Source organism: Nesterenkonia rhizosphaerae (assembly GCF_039544555.1).
In the GTDB taxonomy this organism is placed as follows: Bacteria; Actinomycetota; Actinomycetes; order Actinomycetales; family Micrococcaceae; genus Nesterenkonia; species Nesterenkonia rhizosphaerae.
Window position 1 is genome coordinate 1,387,480 of record NZ_BAABLW010000007.1, and the last position, 14,393, is coordinate 1,401,872.

General features: G+C 62.7%; 15 protein-coding genes. 7 read left to right on the forward strand and 8 right to left on the reverse strand.

Annotated features, from left to right (window positions below; all coding sequences use genetic code 11):
- Window positions 1–26 precede the first annotated feature (26 nt).
- Entirely contained in the window at window positions 27–527 is a 501-nt protein-coding gene (locus ABEA23_RS12235; protein WP_345478287.1) for a transporter substrate-binding domain-containing protein, read from the forward strand.
- Entirely contained in the window at window positions 524–1,507 is a 984-nt protein-coding gene (locus ABEA23_RS12240) for a cation diffusion facilitator family transporter (RefSeq protein ID WP_345478288.1), read from the forward strand. Before ABEA23_RS12235 ends, ABEA23_RS12240 begins: the two co-directional genes overlap by 4 nt.
- Before the next feature lie 10 nt (window positions 1,508–1,517).
- Here ABEA23_RS12240 and ABEA23_RS12245 read toward each other — a convergent pair whose 3' ends face one another.
- Genes ABEA23_RS12245 through ABEA23_RS12255 form a run of 3 tightly spaced genes read right to left on the reverse strand, consistent with a single transcriptional unit; the run spans window position 1,518 to window position 3,107 of the window.
- Window positions 1,518–2,183, reverse strand: a complete 666-nt coding sequence (locus ABEA23_RS12245) for a DsbA family oxidoreductase (RefSeq protein WP_345478289.1) — start codon at window positions 2,181–2,183, stop codon at window positions 1,518–1,520.
- Window positions 2,158–2,733: a YdeI/OmpD-associated family protein gene (locus ABEA23_RS12250; RefSeq protein ID WP_425577217.1), complete on the reverse strand. Its 576-nt coding sequence runs from the start codon at window positions 2,731–2,733 to the stop codon at window positions 2,158–2,160. The genes ABEA23_RS12245 and ABEA23_RS12250 overlap by 26 nt, the downstream gene beginning before the upstream one ends.
- 2 nt (window positions 2,734–2,735) lie before the next feature.
- Window positions 2,736–3,107, reverse strand: a complete 372-nt coding sequence (locus ABEA23_RS12255; RefSeq protein WP_345478292.1) for a DUF2200 domain-containing protein — start codon at window positions 3,105–3,107, stop codon at window positions 2,736–2,738.
- A gap of 54 nt (window positions 3,108–3,161) precedes the next feature.
- Here ABEA23_RS12255 and ABEA23_RS12260 point away from each other — a divergent pair, with 54 nt between their 5' ends.
- The 3 genes from ABEA23_RS12260 (at window position 3,162) to ulaA (ending at window position 6,145) form a co-directional block, all read left to right on the forward strand.
- Entirely contained in the window at window positions 3,162–3,629 is a 468-nt protein-coding gene (locus tag ABEA23_RS12260; protein WP_345478294.1) for a GNAT family N-acetyltransferase, read from the forward strand.
- A 150-nt stretch (window positions 3,630–3,779) separates the two neighbouring features.
- Window positions 3,780–4,577, forward strand: coding sequence for a PTS sugar transporter subunit IIAB (locus tag ABEA23_RS12265; RefSeq protein WP_345478295.1), 798 nt, complete (start codon window positions 3,780–3,782; stop codon window positions 4,575–4,577).
- 8 nt (window positions 4,578–4,585) lie between these two features.
- Entirely contained in the window at window positions 4,586–6,145 is a 1,560-nt protein-coding gene (gene ulaA / locus ABEA23_RS12270; protein ID WP_044492678.1) for a PTS ascorbate transporter subunit IIC, read from the forward strand.
- A 38-nt stretch (window positions 6,146–6,183) separates the two neighbouring features.
- Here ulaA and ABEA23_RS12275 read toward each other — a convergent pair whose 3' ends face one another.
- The 4 genes from ABEA23_RS12275 to ABEA23_RS12290 all read right to left on the reverse strand — a co-directional run bounded on the left by ABEA23_RS12275 (window position 6,184) and on the right by ABEA23_RS12290 (window position 10,872).
- Window positions 6,184–7,158, reverse strand: a complete 975-nt coding sequence (locus ABEA23_RS12275) for an MsnO8 family LLM class oxidoreductase (RefSeq protein WP_345478296.1) — start codon at window positions 7,156–7,158, stop codon at window positions 6,184–6,186.
- 8 nt (window positions 7,159–7,166) lie between these two features.
- On the reverse strand, window positions 7,167–8,534 hold the full coding sequence (locus tag ABEA23_RS12280) for a sodium/glutamate symporter (protein WP_345478297.1): 1,368 nt from the start codon (window positions 8,532–8,534) through the stop codon (window positions 7,167–7,169).
- A gap of 139 nt (window positions 8,535–8,673) precedes the next feature.
- On the reverse strand, window positions 8,674–9,339 hold the full coding sequence (locus ABEA23_RS12285; protein WP_345478298.1) for a pentapeptide repeat-containing protein: 666 nt from the start codon (window positions 9,337–9,339) through the stop codon (window positions 8,674–8,676).
- A gap of 99 nt (window positions 9,340–9,438) precedes the next feature.
- A complete protein-coding gene (locus tag ABEA23_RS12290; RefSeq protein WP_345478299.1) occupies window positions 9,439–10,872 on the reverse strand; it encodes a DEAD/DEAH box helicase in 1,434 nt (477 codons plus the stop codon).
- Window positions 10,873–11,249: 377 nt separating this feature from the next.
- Here ABEA23_RS12290 and ABEA23_RS12295 point away from each other — a divergent pair, with 377 nt between their 5' ends.
- On the forward strand, window positions 11,250–12,302 hold the full coding sequence (locus ABEA23_RS12295; protein WP_345478301.1) for an NAD(P)-dependent alcohol dehydrogenase: 1,053 nt from the start codon (window positions 11,250–11,252) through the stop codon (window positions 12,300–12,302).
- Between the two features lie 11 nt (window positions 12,303–12,313).
- Here ABEA23_RS12295 and ABEA23_RS12300 read toward each other — a convergent pair whose 3' ends face one another.
- The gene (locus ABEA23_RS12300; RefSeq protein ID WP_345478303.1) at window positions 12,314–12,727 is read right to left on the reverse strand and encodes an ASCH domain-containing protein; all 414 of its coding nucleotides are present in this window, start codon (window positions 12,725–12,727) and stop codon (window positions 12,314–12,316) included.
- Between the two features lie 72 nt (window positions 12,728–12,799).
- Here ABEA23_RS12300 and ABEA23_RS12305 point away from each other — a divergent pair, with 72 nt between their 5' ends.
- Window positions 12,800–14,374 carry a deoxyguanosinetriphosphate triphosphohydrolase family protein gene (locus tag ABEA23_RS12305; RefSeq protein WP_345478304.1) on the forward strand — a complete coding sequence of 525 codons (1,575 nt, stop codon included), beginning with the start codon at window positions 12,800–12,802 and terminating at the stop codon, window positions 14,372–14,374.
- Window positions 14,375–14,393 lie beyond the last annotated feature (19 nt).

Below are 14,393 nucleotides of genomic sequence, written 5' to 3' on the forward strand. Positions count from 1 at the left end.
CGTCTGGTCCGAAAGAGGAGCGGCAAGTGGCGTTGGTGCGATGGTGGAATCGGCCAGTTCTGGCGGCTGGAGTTCTTCTGTGTGCTGGAGCGGCAGCGGGATGCTCGTCCATTCCCGCTGACCCGGAGGGAAGCCTCGAAGCAGCCCGCGAGGGCGAGCTGCATATAGGCATCACCGAACATCCGCCATGGACTGAGATCGGTGACTCCACCGCGTCCGCCCCGGGCGGTACCGAAGTAGATCTGCTCAACGGCTACGCCGAACGGCTCGGAGCGGAGATCATCTGGGTGCCCGGCAGCGAATCAGAGCTGCTGGGACAGCTGGCCGAACACGAGCTGGACGTCGTCATTGGCGGCTTCGACAGCAATACCCACTGGCAGAAGGAAGGCGCCATTACCCGGCCCTATCGCAAAGACCCGGATGGCTCGCAGCGAGTAGTTCTGGTGGAACAGGGCGAGAACGCGCTGCTGATGGATCTGGAGAGCTACTTCATTGAGCTCGAACACAGCGGGCAGGAGCAGCAGTGACTATCACCTTCGGCCATACCGAACTGCCCGATGAGCAGCAGCAGGCCCTGCGCAACGCCCGGCGCATCCAGTGGCTGTGGATGGTCATCCTAGCCGCCACAGTGGCGGCTATGGCGGCGGTGATGGGTAATTCCCAGGCGATGAAGACCGCCTGGATCGAGGACATGCTGTCCTTCCTGCCCCCGCTGGCCTTTCTGATCGGGGCCAGAGTAGCGCGTAAGGCACCCAATGAGCGTTTCCCGTTCGGATATCACCGGGCCGTAGGTGTTGGTCACCTAGTCTCCGGAGTGGCGCTGGCCGGGGTCGGACTGCTGCTCATTGCCGACGGCGGCAGCGGTCTGCTGATGGGGGAGCGCCCGCCCATCGGGGCAGTCAATATCTTCGGTACCCCGGTATGGCTGGGTTGGCTGATGATTATCGTGGCGCTGGCCAGTTGCATTGCTCCGGTGATCTTGGGCCGGATCAAGCGGAGGTTGGCTGAGCAGCTGCATGACAAGGTCCTGCGCGCCGATGCGGATATGAACCGGGCGGACTGGCTGACCGGGGTGGCAACTGCCGCTGGAGTTGCCGGCATCGGGCTGGGCTTCTGGTGGGCTGATGCGGTAGCGGCGCTAGTGGTGTCGGTCTCCATCACTAAAGACGGCTGGGAGAACATCCGCGACGCCATCAGCGATCTCACCGATGCCCGAGCCACCACCGTCGATAACTCCGCACCGCATCCGATCATCGCGCAGATCAATGCCAGGGTCCTTCAGGAGCCTCAGGTGGTTGCGGTGCAGACCAGGGCTCGGGATGAGGGACACGTGCTCCACGCCGAGGTCTTCATGCAGCTGAATCAGGCCACTGTGGACATCGCCTGGCTGGAAGATCTGCGGCGCAGCTGTGCGGAGCTGGACTGGCGCATCCAGGATCTGGTGCTGACAGTCACCCAGGAACAGCACGGTGAAGCTGATCCCGCCCTTAAGGAGCGGCAGGAGTAGTCACCGCTGCTCAGCTGGCAGGGTGGCTGGCCTGCTGCAGAGCCTGCTGGAAGACCTCCACGGGCTGGGCTCCAGAGACCGCAAGCCGTTCGTTGAACACAAAGAACGGCACGCCGCTGATCTGCAGCCGCTGAGCCTGCTGGATATCTGCCTCCACCTGCTGGCTGTAGTCATGACCGACGACGACGGCGCGGGCACGCTCGCGGTCCAAACCAACTTGGGCTGCTATATCGGCCAGCGTGTCAGTCTCGCGCAGATTCAGTCCCTGTGTGAAGTAAGCATCGAAGAGCGCGCGAACCAGCTGATGCTGTCTACCGTGTTCGGCTGCGAAATGCGAAAGCCGATGCGCAGTGCGGGTATTGACTGCCAGCGCCTGATCCAACCGGTACTGAAGTCCCAGGGTGGCAGCGCGCTGGGTGACCTGCGCATTGGCTGCGGCTGCCTGCTCGGGGTCCATGCCGCGTTCCTGCACCAACAGATCCGTGGGATTGATGGCGGTGTCTTCAGCGAGCTCAGGCATCAACTGGTAGCTGTGATAGGTGATGCTGACCTCGCCGTCGTAAGTCTTCAGGGCCTGCTGCAGCAGTGCCTCACCCATGTAGCAGAAGGGGCAGACGAAGTCGCTCCACACATCAATCTTCATGGCTTCATCATCCACCTGAGGCTGAGGCCTCACGCAGCCTGTCCACTATGCGCTGAAGCCTGGCCGCGCGGGTCTTGTCACTGGTGGCTGTCATCAGCGGGTGCAGCAGCGAATAGCGCTCCTGACTGTTCAATGACTCGAAATAGGCAACCAGCCCGTATGAATCCAGGGCAGTACGAAGATCCTCAGGTACTACAGCCGTTGCGGGCCCCTCATAGGCGCGGTCCCATCGGCCGTCGGCCTGTGCCCGAGACACTTCATGCTCACCGCGTGGACGCATCCGGCCCGCTTCTCGCAGCCGTTGGATATACTCCACGTTCCGCTTGGACCAGATGGAGCGGGCACGACGGGGCGTGAATCGCTGAAGGTAGGACACCTCGTCGTAACTTCGCCTCTGACCGTCAATCCAGCCGCTGCACAGCGCCTCATCCAGTGCCTGGGCATAGCTCAGCGAGGTAGGGGAGGTGGTGCCCTTCTTGGCCAGGATCAGCCAGACACCGTCGTGGGAATCCTCGTGTTCATCCAGCCAGATCCGCCAAGCAGCGGCATCCTTTAGCACCAGGACTTCAGGCTCGGTCCCCATGCTCATGCCAGTTGGCGCAGGATCTTTTCCATGGCCTTGCCCTTGGCCAGTTCGTCCACCATCTTGTCCAGATAGCGGATCTCGCGCATGGTGTCTTCCTGGATCTCCTGGACTTTGACCCCGCAGATCACACCCGTGATCAGCGAACGGTTCGGGTTCAGTGCAGGAGCCTCAGCAAAGAACGTCTCAAAATCGGTCTCGCGTGCTAGGTGCTCTTCCAGCGCCTGCTGCGAGTACCCGGTGTGCCAGCGAATGATCTGATCGACCTCATCCTTGCTGCGGCCCTTCCGCTCGGCCTTGGTGATGTAGTGCGGATACACACTGGCCACAGGCATCGAGTAGATACGGTGCTTACCTTCAGTGGGCTTCGCCATTGTCATATCTTACTGTCGATAGTCCCCGGGGTCAGCGCAGTCTAAGGTGTCAGCGTGCGCATTATCGAAGACCACCTGAGGCATCCCGCCGTGCTTGCACTGATCGCTGAACACTTAGCCGATATGCATGCCACCTCTCCGCCTGAGAGCATCCATGCTCTGGAAGTCGACGCCCTGCGCGCCGATGACATCACGTTGTGGACGGCCTGGGAAGACGATGGTGAAGATGCGGTGCTTCTAGGGTGTGCGGCGCTGAAAATCCTGAGCCCCGCTGAGCTGGAGATCAAGACCATGCGCGTGACTGCTGCGGCGCGAGGCCGCGGCGTGGGCATGAAGCTGCTGGAGCATCTGCTGGAGCAGGCCCGCGCACGAGGGGCACGCCGGCTCAGCCTGGAGACCGGAGTGGAGGACTACTTCGCGGCTGCCCGCCGGCTCTATCGACGTGCAGGGTTTAGTCAATGCCCGCCCTTTGGCACGTACCGCGAGGATCCCAACAGTGTCTTCATGACACGTGAGATCTGAGAAAGCAGCCGGTCAGGGATGTGAAAACGCAGATCACAGAGTAATGTCATCTGCGCCCTATGGCACGTCCATCCAGGGTAGGAGCACTCGCCAAAGTGCTCGAAAACAAGACAGCGTTCACAGCCGAAACAGAGCAGGACGGTTCCCCTGATGTCCTCACCCCTATCCGACTTGATCCCGGAGGATGCGATACTCCTGGACGCCGAGGCCGCCGACTGGGCAGCCGCGGTCAAGATTGCGGGCCAGCTGCTGGAAAGCACCGGCGTCACCACCGCCGACTACACCCAGGCAATGGTTGACAATGTTGTTGACCACGGGCCCTACATTGTGATCGCCCCGGGCTTCGCCTTCGCGCACGCGCGCCCCTCGGAAGCCGTGCTGCGCACCGGCATGTCCTGGGTGCGACTGAAAGAGCCGGTGAGCTTTGGCCATACCGAGCACGATCCGGTGAGCCTGGTGGTGGCGCTAGCTGCCACCGATTCCCGGCAGCACGTACAGGCGATGGCCAACTTGGCCGAGGTGATCGGCGACGACGACGCCCGTGCGGCACTGGAGACGGTCTCCAGCCCCGGACAGCTGCGCGCAGTGCTCGGCGGGGATACCGCCGCCGCTGCTGAACCGGCGGCCGCGCCGTCGTCCTCCGCGTCTTCACCAGCCGAGGACCGGCACCTGATCCTCACCGTCTGCGGCAACGGGCTGGGCACCTCCCTGTTCCTGAAGAACACTCTGGAGGGCGTGCTCAGCACCTGGGGTTGGGACCGCCACGTCAGCGTGGAGGCTACGGACACCATCTCCGCGCGCGGCCGGGCTAAAGAGTCCAAGGCGATTCTGACTTCAGGTGAGATCGCCAAGACCCTCGGGGATGTGGGCGTCCCGGTACGGGTTGTAGAGAACTTCACCAGCAAAGATGAGCTCGACCGTGCCCTGCGCGAGCTCTACGACGTCTAAGGACCACTATGGACTGGCTTGTCGCAATCCCTGAGTTTCTCGTCAACGAGATCCTGTCTGTTCCTGCCTTTTTGATCGGCATCATCGTGGCAGTGGGGCTCATCGCCCTGCGCAAATCAACCGGTCAGGTGATCGGTGGAGCGGTGAAGGCAACCCTGGGCTTCCTGCTCATCGGCGCAGGTGCCGGCCTGGTGGTCGCGTCCCTGGATCCGCTGGGAATCATGATCCAGGGCGCTACCGGCGCCCAGGGAGTAATCCCTACCAATGAAGCCATTGTGGGCATCGCCCAGGAGACCTACGGCGCGCAGGTCGCCTGGCTGATGATTCTCGGCTTCGCCATCAGCCTGGTGCTGGCCCGGTTCACACCCCTGAGCTATGTGTTCCTGACCGGACATCACATCCTCTTCATGGCCACCCTGCTGACCATCGTTCTGGCCTCAGCCGGATACTCCGGGACGGTCACCGTACTGCTGGGCGCTGCGCTGTTGGGCATTCTGATGGTGGCCCTGCCAGCGTTCTCTCAGCCCTTCACCCGGCGTATCACTGGGGATAACAGCATCGCGATGGGGCACTTCGGCACCGCTGGCTACGTGGCAGCAGGCGCCGTGGGCCGTGTGGTGGGCGGTAAGACCAGCCGCTCCACCGAGGAGCTGAAGCTCCCTGAGGGGCTGCGCTTTCTGCGCGATTCGATGGTGGCCACCGCATTGTCGATGGTCATGATGTACGTGGTGGTCGCGCTGATCTTCTTCGCCCGCGAAGGCGAGGCGGCCTATGAGGCTTTCGAAGGCGGAGCGACCAGCCCCGGGAACTTCGTCATGCAGTCGCTGACCCAGGGCCTGCAGTTCGGCATTGCCGTGGCGGTGATCCTCTTTGGCGTCCGTACCATCCTCGGTGAGATTGTGCCGGCTTTCCAGGGCATTGCCGCCAAGATCGTGCCCGGCGCTATTCCGGCACTGGATGCGCCCATCGTGTTCCCTTACGCCCAGAACGCAGTGCTGATCGGCTTCATCTCCAGCTTCAGCGGCGGTCTGATCGGGCTGGCTGTGCTTTCGCTGTGGCTGAATCCGGCGCTGGGGTTGGCACTGATCCTGCCCGGCCTGGTGCCGCATTTCTTCACCGGCGGTGCCGCAGGCGTCTACGGCAATGCCACAGGTGGTCGTCGCGGCGCGGTGGCCGGCGGCTTCGTCAACGGCCTGCTGATCACCTTCTTACCGGCGGTGCTGCTGCTGGTGCTTGGTGACTTCGGCACAGCCAACACCACCTTCGGCGATACTGACTTCGGGTGGTTCGGGATCCTGATCGGCTACGGTGCGGCCCTGGGATCATGGGGCGGACTCATCGTGATTGCCGCACTTGGTCTGTTGATTCTCGGCGCAGCCATCCTGGTGCAGCGCAAGGTCGTCGACGGCGGCTGGGATCCCTCACCGCACCGTCCTGCGGTGGGCACCGCTGATGACACCGCAGCTGGTCCAAGCTCGGCTTCGGCGGGTACCGCAGCGGGGACAGCGGGTCAGTACCCGAAGATCACCCCGCCCAAGGGTGCGCCCACGCCTCCGGCGCGTCCTTAGCTCATCACAGTCAGTTGATGGCGGGGCTGGGTGCCGGATTATCCGGCGGCCAGCCCCGCCATTCGTGTATCCAGCTCGCGCAGAGCCTGACGATCATAAGTGCTGGTAGAGACCAGCAGCTCACTGGCACCGGTACGCGTGAACAGCTCATCCAACCGGTTCGCCACCTGATGCTCATCACCGGCAATGGCCTGTTCCAGGCTCTGCTGGATGCGTTCCTCGGTGCGTCTGCTCCAGCGCTGGGCGCGGATATCCTTCACCGGTTCTAGCGGGCCGAATTCGCCGGTCTCTCGTGACCTGGCCATAGCCCAAGCTTCCGGCAGTGCGAGTTGATGGGCTTCCTCAGTGGTGTCGGCAATGTACACATCGGCAGAGATCAGCACTTCAGGTTCCGGGACAGCTGGTGAGGGCCGAAACTCTCGGCGGTAGCTCTGCAGCATATGGGGCAGGTCAGCGGAGCGCAGGATAGGGCCACCGATGACGACCGGCAGTCCTAGCCTGGCGGCGGTGCTGATACCGCGGCCAGTGGCCAGCAGGAAGATGGGCAGTGGCTGCTCAGCGGCGGGCCTGGCTGTCACCCCAGCATTGCGCTGCAGATAGTCGCGAAGTTCCTCGACGTCGTTCGCGAAGTTCTCCACGTCGTCGGACTCTTGGCGCAGAGCGCGCCGGACCGGTTCGGTAAACCCCAGTGTCCGGCCCAGCCCCAGATCGATTCGTGCTGGGTAGAGTGCTTGGAGCATCAGGAACTGTTCGGCCACGACCAGCGGCTGATGGTGGGGGAGCATGACCCCACCGGAGCCCAGTCGGATCCGGTTCGTCTGCGCCCCTACTGCGGCCAGTAACACCGCAGGGGCACCAGAAGCGATACCGGGCACCGCGTGATGCTCCGCTCCCCAGAAGCGGTGATAGCCCAAGCTCTCGGCCCACTGAGCGCGCTCCACTGAATGCTGCAACGCAGCAGCTTCTGGATATCCGCTGCGGGTACGGGAACGGTCGAGCAGAGAAAGCCTCACATCAGCGCTCAACCGCGAGTGGGCTCAATTGCTTCCCCCGTCGGTGCTGCGGTTACGACTTGAGGCTTGGACACGGTGAACCGTGCCAGTCCCAGCAGCGCGATCCCAGCGAATGTCAGCAGCAGGGCAGCTGGCCAGGCCAAGCCGCTCATCACGAATACGGGCAACAGCGCGATGATCGCGATATCTGCGAATCCGATGGGCACATACGCGATGCCGTAGTAGTCCAGTGTCTTAGAGCGCATTTCAGGATCAACCACCCGAAGCAATGCGATGCCCATGGCCACCGTCCCGGTATTCCATCCCCACAGGAAGATGGACTGTTCCACCGGGTGATCGGTGAACAGCCGCTTGGCAATGACAAAGTAGAAGAAGGCAATAAAAACGACGCCGAAGATCAGCAGCATAGCTAGCGGACCGGCGTAGGCCAGAACCACCGCGGGGTTGATGGAGGCTACACCGAACGCCACCAGCAGGTCCGTGGAGGAGCTTGAGGTGCGTTCAAAGAGTCGCCGATCAAAGTGGTCCATTGCGCCCAGGCGCTTCAGCAGGAAGAGCACCGCGAAGCCCGCCAGGAAGGCCACTGAGAAGGTGGGAATGCTCAAGCCCTGTCCCAGGCCGCTGAGCCAACTGGCAGCCAGGTACGAGACACCGGCGATGCCCAGCACCAGTCCGGCATGGTAGATCAGCGGGTCGATGGACATGGTCGAGACAGGGCTGTGTGCAATGCTCTCGCGACGTTCAGGACGAACCAATCCGCTGCGCAGCTCCTGGGGCAGGTCCTTGAAGTTCTTGAGGTAGGCGGTGTTGCCCCTCTGGGACTCCCATTTGATGATAAGGATGCCGCCGACCACGGAGACGATGATTCCTACAGTGGCTGCAGTCATGCCCAGACTCTGCGCATCAGGCCACTGATCCCCGTACACATCGGCGATGGCCGCGGCTGTGCCGTGTCCGCCCATGAAGCCTGCGGCCATCATCAGCCCGAAGCCGTCGGGGATATTCGCAAAGATGAGGGCAATGATGCCCAGGCCGAAGAGCAGGCCCACACCCCACTGGAGTACCACCACTGACTGCGAAACAGCCCATGTGGTCACCACGTTCTTTGCGGCCTTGCTGAAAGAGCTCAGTTGCGAGGTGAAAGGCAGGGCTGCGAAGACCACCGCAATCAGGATCCCGGCATAGTCGCTTAAGCCCTCAGAAAAGGGAATGACATTGAGCATCTGAGGTCCCAGCAGCAACCCCAGCACACCGGCGATCAGGCTCGCGGGGAGGAACAAGGACTGGATGAACGTGACTTTGGCCCGCAGGAACGCCCCGATCAGAAGCAACAGGCAGATAAAGCCCAGGTCGGTGAATACGTTCCAAGCGGTCATGCAGAGTCCTGTTCAAATCGAGGTGGTGAAGTGAGTGGGCTCAGTGTGAACGAGCCTGGTGAATACTAGACGATCCTTGCCGGGGTGGTCGTCTTCGGCGGGTAACGGCGGCGATTTCATCCACCGTTGTGCGGAGCTTTCAGAGCACCTGCAGCCCGGCCTGCGCTGCCAGGGCTGGGGCCAGCTCAGTCAGCTGCGATGAGCTGATGCTGGCTCCTCGGAGGCCTTCCAGTCCCACTACCCTCCGGAACTCGGCGCCACGGAGGTCCGTATGACTCAACCGGCTCTGCGAGACCTCCAGAGTCTCAATGGTGCAGCCGATGAACTGCACCCGCATCGCCGTCGCGCCAGTGAGATCCAGCTCAGTGATGCTGCAGTTCTCCACCAGCACATCGGTGAGCGTGGCCCCGCGCAGATTCAGGAGGTCGAGTTTGGAATCTTGCAGGTGGACGGAAGTCCAGCCGGATTCATAGAGCTCGGCCGCGCCGATCCTGCTTCCCGCGATGGTGACATCACGCCAGCTGGAGCGCGGTGCCTTCAGATGCGGTGCGTGCAGCCGGCTGAACTGGCTTTCAGCACAGGAGAAGCCGCTGAAATCCGCCTCATCCACCACAACTTCCTGTAATGAACACTCCACCAGGCCGGTGCCGCTGAGATCCCCGGTGAACACTTCAGCGGAGAAGCTGCGCCCTTCGGCGTATCCCAGGTCGGTCAGGTCATGCAGCTGCGCCGGCGTCAGGTGACGGGGACGCGGCTGGTCGATCCGTGGGTTTTGTGGGCCGTGCGGGCCGCGCGGTGAAGGCATAACAACCTTTCAAGTGGTGGACTAGACACTCTACTGAACAGTGCAGACACCTCCACCGCGCTGACCATATGACCTCAGCTGGGATCCTGTGCAGGCTGATCAGCGGTGGCTGCTGGGCCTACGGGAGGCAGAACGACGACGCCCACCGCCCTGGTGGCCGCTCTCGCCGCGGGATGCGCCCTGGGTGCGGGACTGGCTGCCGCCGCGAGAGCCGCCTTCGGATGACGATCCGCGTGAAGCCGCGCCCGAGCCACCGCTGCGACGGGCCGAACCGGTTGCTGGGCGACCACTACGACCGCCAGATCGGCCAGCACCGCGACCGCCGGAACGGGCACCGGAGTTCTGCTGGACCGGCTGAGGTGCTGGTTTCACATAGGCGGCCTGCTCGCCGACCAGGCCGGTGACTTCAGGGGAATCACTGGTCACGCTGATCGGAGTCACTGCAATGGCGGCTTTGCGCAGCAGCCCCTGGGTGTCACGACGCTGCTCGGGCAGCATCACCGTCACCACGTCTCCGGAGCTACCGGCGCGTGCAGTGCGTCCAGAGCGGTGCAGGTAGGCCTTGTGCTCCGCCGGGGGATCCACATGTACCACCAGCTCGACGTTGTCCACATGGACACCGCGTGCTGCCACATCGGTGGCCACTAGGACGCGCACATCACCTTCGCCGAAGGCCGCCAGGTTCCGGTCGCGCGCATTCTGCGAGAGGTTGCCGTGCAGGTCCACCGCGGGAATTCCCTGGCTGGTGAGCTGCTTGGCCAGCTTCTTGGCCTGATGCTTGGTTCGGGTGAAGAGGATGCGCCGTCCGGTTCCGGAGGCCAACGTCTTCACCAGTTCCTTCTTCTCTTCAGCGTCGACCTCATAGACATGGTGGGTCATCGCGGCCACCGGGGAGGTGGCCTCGTCCACTGAATGCAGGATCTCGTTGTGCAGGAACCGCTTGACCAGTTTGTCCACGCCATTGTCCAAGGTCGCAGAGAAGAACAGTCGCTGGCTGCGCTCAGGCGTCTTGTTCAGGATGCGTGTCACCCCGGGCAGGAAGCCCAGATCGGCCATATGGTCTGCTTCATCCAGAACAGTGATCTCAATGCTGTCCAGCGTCAGGGCTCCCTGGCTGAGCAGATCCTCCAGGCGTCCCGGGCAGGCCACCACAATGTCAGCGCCTTCGCGCAGTGCGCTGATCTGACGTGATGCGCTGACGCCGCCAAAAATGGTGGTGGTGCTCAAACCATAGGCGGCTGCCAGTGGTTCCACCACGGCATTGATCTGGGTGGCCAGCTCGCGGGTAGGGGCCAGAATCAAAGCGCGCGGCTGTTTGCTGCGGCGCGCCGTCGGATGCTCTCCCAGCTTGGCCACCACAGGGATGGAGAAGGCCAGGGTCTTGCCGGAGCCGGTTTTGCCCCGGCCAAGCACGTCCCGGCCGGCGAGTGTATCGGCCAAGGTCTGGCGCTGAATGGCGAAGGCCACCAGCTTGCCGTCCTCGGCCAGGGCTCGCACCAGGGGTGCGGGCACGTTGAGATCCACAAAGGTCATAGGGGATTCAGAAATGGGTCTTGCCTTTCGAGCTGCGCCAGAGCGCAAGGCGGCCTACTGAGGGCTGCGACGAGGGTCTGGCAATGGCGAAAGCACCGGACGGTGCACTCGGTCGCCGCGAGAAGTTCAATGCAGAAGCCCGGGCCGGTTCTTGCCGACGGGCTGAAGAAAGCGTTCTTACGACGCAGGATCTCCTGGTTACAAGATCCAATCCACTCATTGTAGCGGCTTTTGCAGTGTGCCGATGGGGAGTAAGCCTGTTCGACCATTGCGACCCGGCCTGTGCAGTGAAAGGATGCGACTAACTCCTGACACCGAGGATCTATCAAAACGCAGTGCCGCACTGGCCAGCGCTAGAGAATTAAGGGTGGTATCAGATGAAAGCTCTTCAATACGTTGAGGTCGGCAAGGCCCCTGAAATCCGTGAAGTTCCGACGCCTGAGCCCGGTCCAGGGGAAGTGCGCCTGAAGATCACTGCCGCCGGTGCCTGCCACTCGGATAGTTTCGTCATGAGCCTGTCGGAGGAAGAATATAGTGCCTTCGGATATCCGCTGCCGATGACTCTAGGCCATGAGGGAGTCGGCGTTGTCGATGCCGTAGGCGAGGGGGTCCACAACGTAACCCTGGGCGAGCCCGTTGCAGTGTACGGGCCTCAGGGCTGCGGGCGTTGCCGGGCCTGCGCGCAGGGCAGCGAGAATTACTGCCCCTACGCTGCCGATCTCGGTATCGTCCCTCCCGGTTTGGGCAAGGACGGTGCCATGGCGGAGTACATGATCGTCAAAGACCCACGTCTGCTCATTCCCCTAGGTGACCTTGACCCTGCGGAGAATGTAGCCCTGACAGACGCTGGCCTGACGCCCTATCACGCCATCAAAGGCTCGATCGATCTGCTGGTTCCGGGCAGTGTCGCTGTGGTCATCGGCGTCGGAGGCCTGGGGCACGTTGCAGTGCAGATTCTGCGAGCACTGACTCCCGCAACGGTCGTAGCTTTGGATCTCAGCGAGGAGAAACTTGAGTTTGCCCGCGAAGTAGGGGCACATCATGCGTTCCTGTCAGACGCCGAAGCACCCGCGCGGATCGCAGAAGAGGTGGGTGCCGGTCCGGTAGCCGCGGTCTTCGACTTCGTCACCAACGCCAAGGTGCTGGAGATCATCCAGCAGCTGGCAGGTCCGCGTACAGATATGGTCCTGGTCGGCGCAGGGTCGGTCGAACGCTCGGTAGGCCTGCTGGGTCAACCGTACGGCTCACGGGTGCGTGCGCCATATTGGGGGACGCGACCGGAGCTGATGGAGGTTTTCGAGCTGGCCCGTTCGGGACAGGTGAGTGTGGAGACTGAGCGCTTCTCCTTGGAGGATGCCCCCGAGGCCTACCGCAAGCTCCATGATGGCCAGTTGCGTGGACGAGCCGTAGTTGTGCCTTCAGTCTCTTGAGTGGGCCAACGCTACGGCAGGTCCGTTGACACCAGGCGGAAGCGCTCCACCACGATGAGAGAATCATCAGTGAGGGTGCCGGGTTCTGCCTCACCCACCGAGTGCCAGAAATCCTCGTGGCTATCACGCCACTGGGCCACCGATGCATAACCTTCGCCTTCGGCAAAGGCGATCTCATCATCGATCTCACCCAGTCGGCGCAGGCTCACATCGGTGATTTCAATAAGCCCCACTGTCTCATCCTCGCGGCCCAGCAGTCGCTGAAGCCCCGGCTGCGGCAGCGGCTGGTCTTCGGCAAGGTAGGACTGGTGCAGGCTCGTCGTCGCCGTCTTCTCCCCGGAGAGCACTGCGGCCACTAGTTTTTCGCGCAGCTCACCGAAGGCAAGATCCATAGGGGGCAGCGTCGCTATCTCTTCAGGACTCATCAGCACATATTCTCACGCGCGCCAGTTCTGAGATGCCCGGACAACAGCGCGGGACTCTTATAGAGTCGGAGGATGGAGAGCATTTCTGCACCACATGCTGATCTATCTCACCGGCCAGGAGAGGACCCCCGGCAGAAACGATTGGTGCCAGAGGAACTGACTGCCTCCCAACAGGTGGAACGCAGTCCAGAATTTCGAGCGGATCTAGAACGAATCCGGTTCTCCCCGTACTACTCCCGACTCTCTGCGGTGACGCAGGTGATCTCCCAGACCGGTGCTGGCCTGGCTATTCACAACAGGCTGACCCACTCGCTGAAAGTCGCCGCCGTCGCCCGCTCCATTGCGGTGACCCTGCAGGCCGATGATGGCCCGGCAGGTCAGCGGATCGCTCAGCTGGGCGGCTGTCACCCGGTGGTGGTGCAATCAGCCGCCGCAGCTCATGATCTGGGTCACCCGCCCTTCGGCCACTTGGGCGAACGGACCCTGGACCGGCTGGCCCGTGAGCATCTGGGCCTGGCAGAGGGTTTTGAAGGTAACGCCCAGTCTTTCCGTATTTTGACCAGGCTCGATGAGTACGACCGGGAAGGGGCGGGGCTGAACCTCACCGCTGCGGTGCGGGCGGCAGTGCTGAAATACCCGTGGCTGCGGCAGGAGGGATTAGGGCGCGACGGCGCCCCCGAGACTCCACGCGGGCTCTCACCTTCACCTGATGGTGCCGGAGCACGGAAGTTCTCTGTCTACTCTCTGGATGCCCCTGCGATGGAGGATGCCCGTGCGGCGTATCCGATGATCAGCAAGCACCAGCAGACCGTGGAATGCGCAGTGATGGATATCGCCGATGACATTGCCTATTCGCTCCATGATCTTGATGACTTCTACCGCGCTGGGTTGCTGAATCAGGCCGCCATTTCGGCCGAACTCCGGGCCTGGCGCCAGGGACGCAACGAGCTGGCGGAGCTGGAGAGTGCTGACCTGGTGCTCAACAGCCGCACCCCGGGATACGCTCTCGAACTGCTGTGGCGCCGACTTGCCCGCAAAGACTCCTGGATCGCGTCCTCCGAGGCATTCCTGGCTGCAGTGGACAAAGTCTTTGAAGAAGTCGTTGATGGACTGCTGCTAGCGCCTTTCGACGGTTCACGTGATGCCGAGCGGGCACTGGCCACCTTTACCGCACGCTGGATCGAGCATCTGCAGACCTCGGTGGAGATACACACGGACCCGCCGCCGCGCTGTGGTCATGTGAGCCTGAATCAGGCGGCCTGGCATGAGGTCTCGGTGCTGAAGTTCTTGCACGAGCGGTTCATCCTCGAGCGCGCTGACCTCACGGTGTACCAGCGGGGGCAGGCGCGCCTGCTGGAGCGACTGATCCGTGGCTTTGCTGCGTGGCTCGATGATCCAGCTGATGTTCGCCGGGCACCGCGGCGGCTGCTGGATCTGGTGGACCTCGCGATGGAGGACTACCTGCGCCTGGCTCGCACGGTGCCGGAACTGCTGGATACCGAGGATGAGACCCTGCTGCGTCAGCGGGCCAGAGGCCGCGGCATCATCGATTACGTCGCCTCGCTCACCGACGCGCAGGCGATCTCGCTGGACCATCTGCTGGCCGGGTCCTCCGAGAGACTGTGGGACGCCGGCCAGGGGCTGTGATGGGGGGGGGGGGGGGGGG

Excerpts from the sequence above, each read along its gene's own strand:
- ABEA23_RS12280 (WP_345478297.1), bottom strand. The coding sequence starts at position 8,534 with ATGACCGCTTGGAACGTATTCACCGACCTGGGCTTTATCTGCCTGTTG.
- ulaA (WP_044492678.1), top strand. The coding sequence starts at position 4,586 with ATGGACTGGCTTGTCGCAATCCCTGAGTTTCTCGTCAACGAGATCCTG.
- ABEA23_RS12290 (WP_345478299.1), bottom strand. The coding sequence starts at position 10,872 with ATGACCTTTGTGGATCTCAACGTGCCCGCACCCCTGGTGCGAGCCCTG.
- ABEA23_RS12295 (WP_345478301.1), top strand. The coding sequence starts at position 11,250 with ATGAAAGCTCTTCAATACGTTGAGGTCGGCAAGGCCCCTGAAATCCGT.
- ABEA23_RS12285 (WP_345478298.1), bottom strand. The coding sequence starts at position 9,339 with ATGCCTTCACCGCGCGGCCCGCACGGCCCACAAAACCCACGGATCGAC.
- ABEA23_RS12250 (WP_425577217.1), bottom strand. The coding sequence starts at position 2,733 with ATGGGGACCGAGCCTGAAGTCCTGGTGCTAAAGGATGCCGCTGCTTGG.
- ABEA23_RS12300 (WP_345478303.1), bottom strand. The coding sequence starts at position 12,727 with ATGAGTCCTGAAGAGATAGCGACGCTGCCCCCTATGGATCTTGCCTTC.
- ABEA23_RS12265 (WP_345478295.1), top strand. The coding sequence starts at position 3,780 with ATGTCCTCACCCCTATCCGACTTGATCCCGGAGGATGCGATACTCCTG.
- ABEA23_RS12255 (WP_345478292.1), bottom strand. The coding sequence starts at position 3,107 with ATGGCGAAGCCCACTGAAGGTAAGCACCGTATCTACTCGATGCCTGTG.
- ABEA23_RS12305 (WP_345478304.1), top strand. The coding sequence starts at position 12,800 with ATGGAGAGCATTTCTGCACCACATGCTGATCTATCTCACCGGCCAGGA.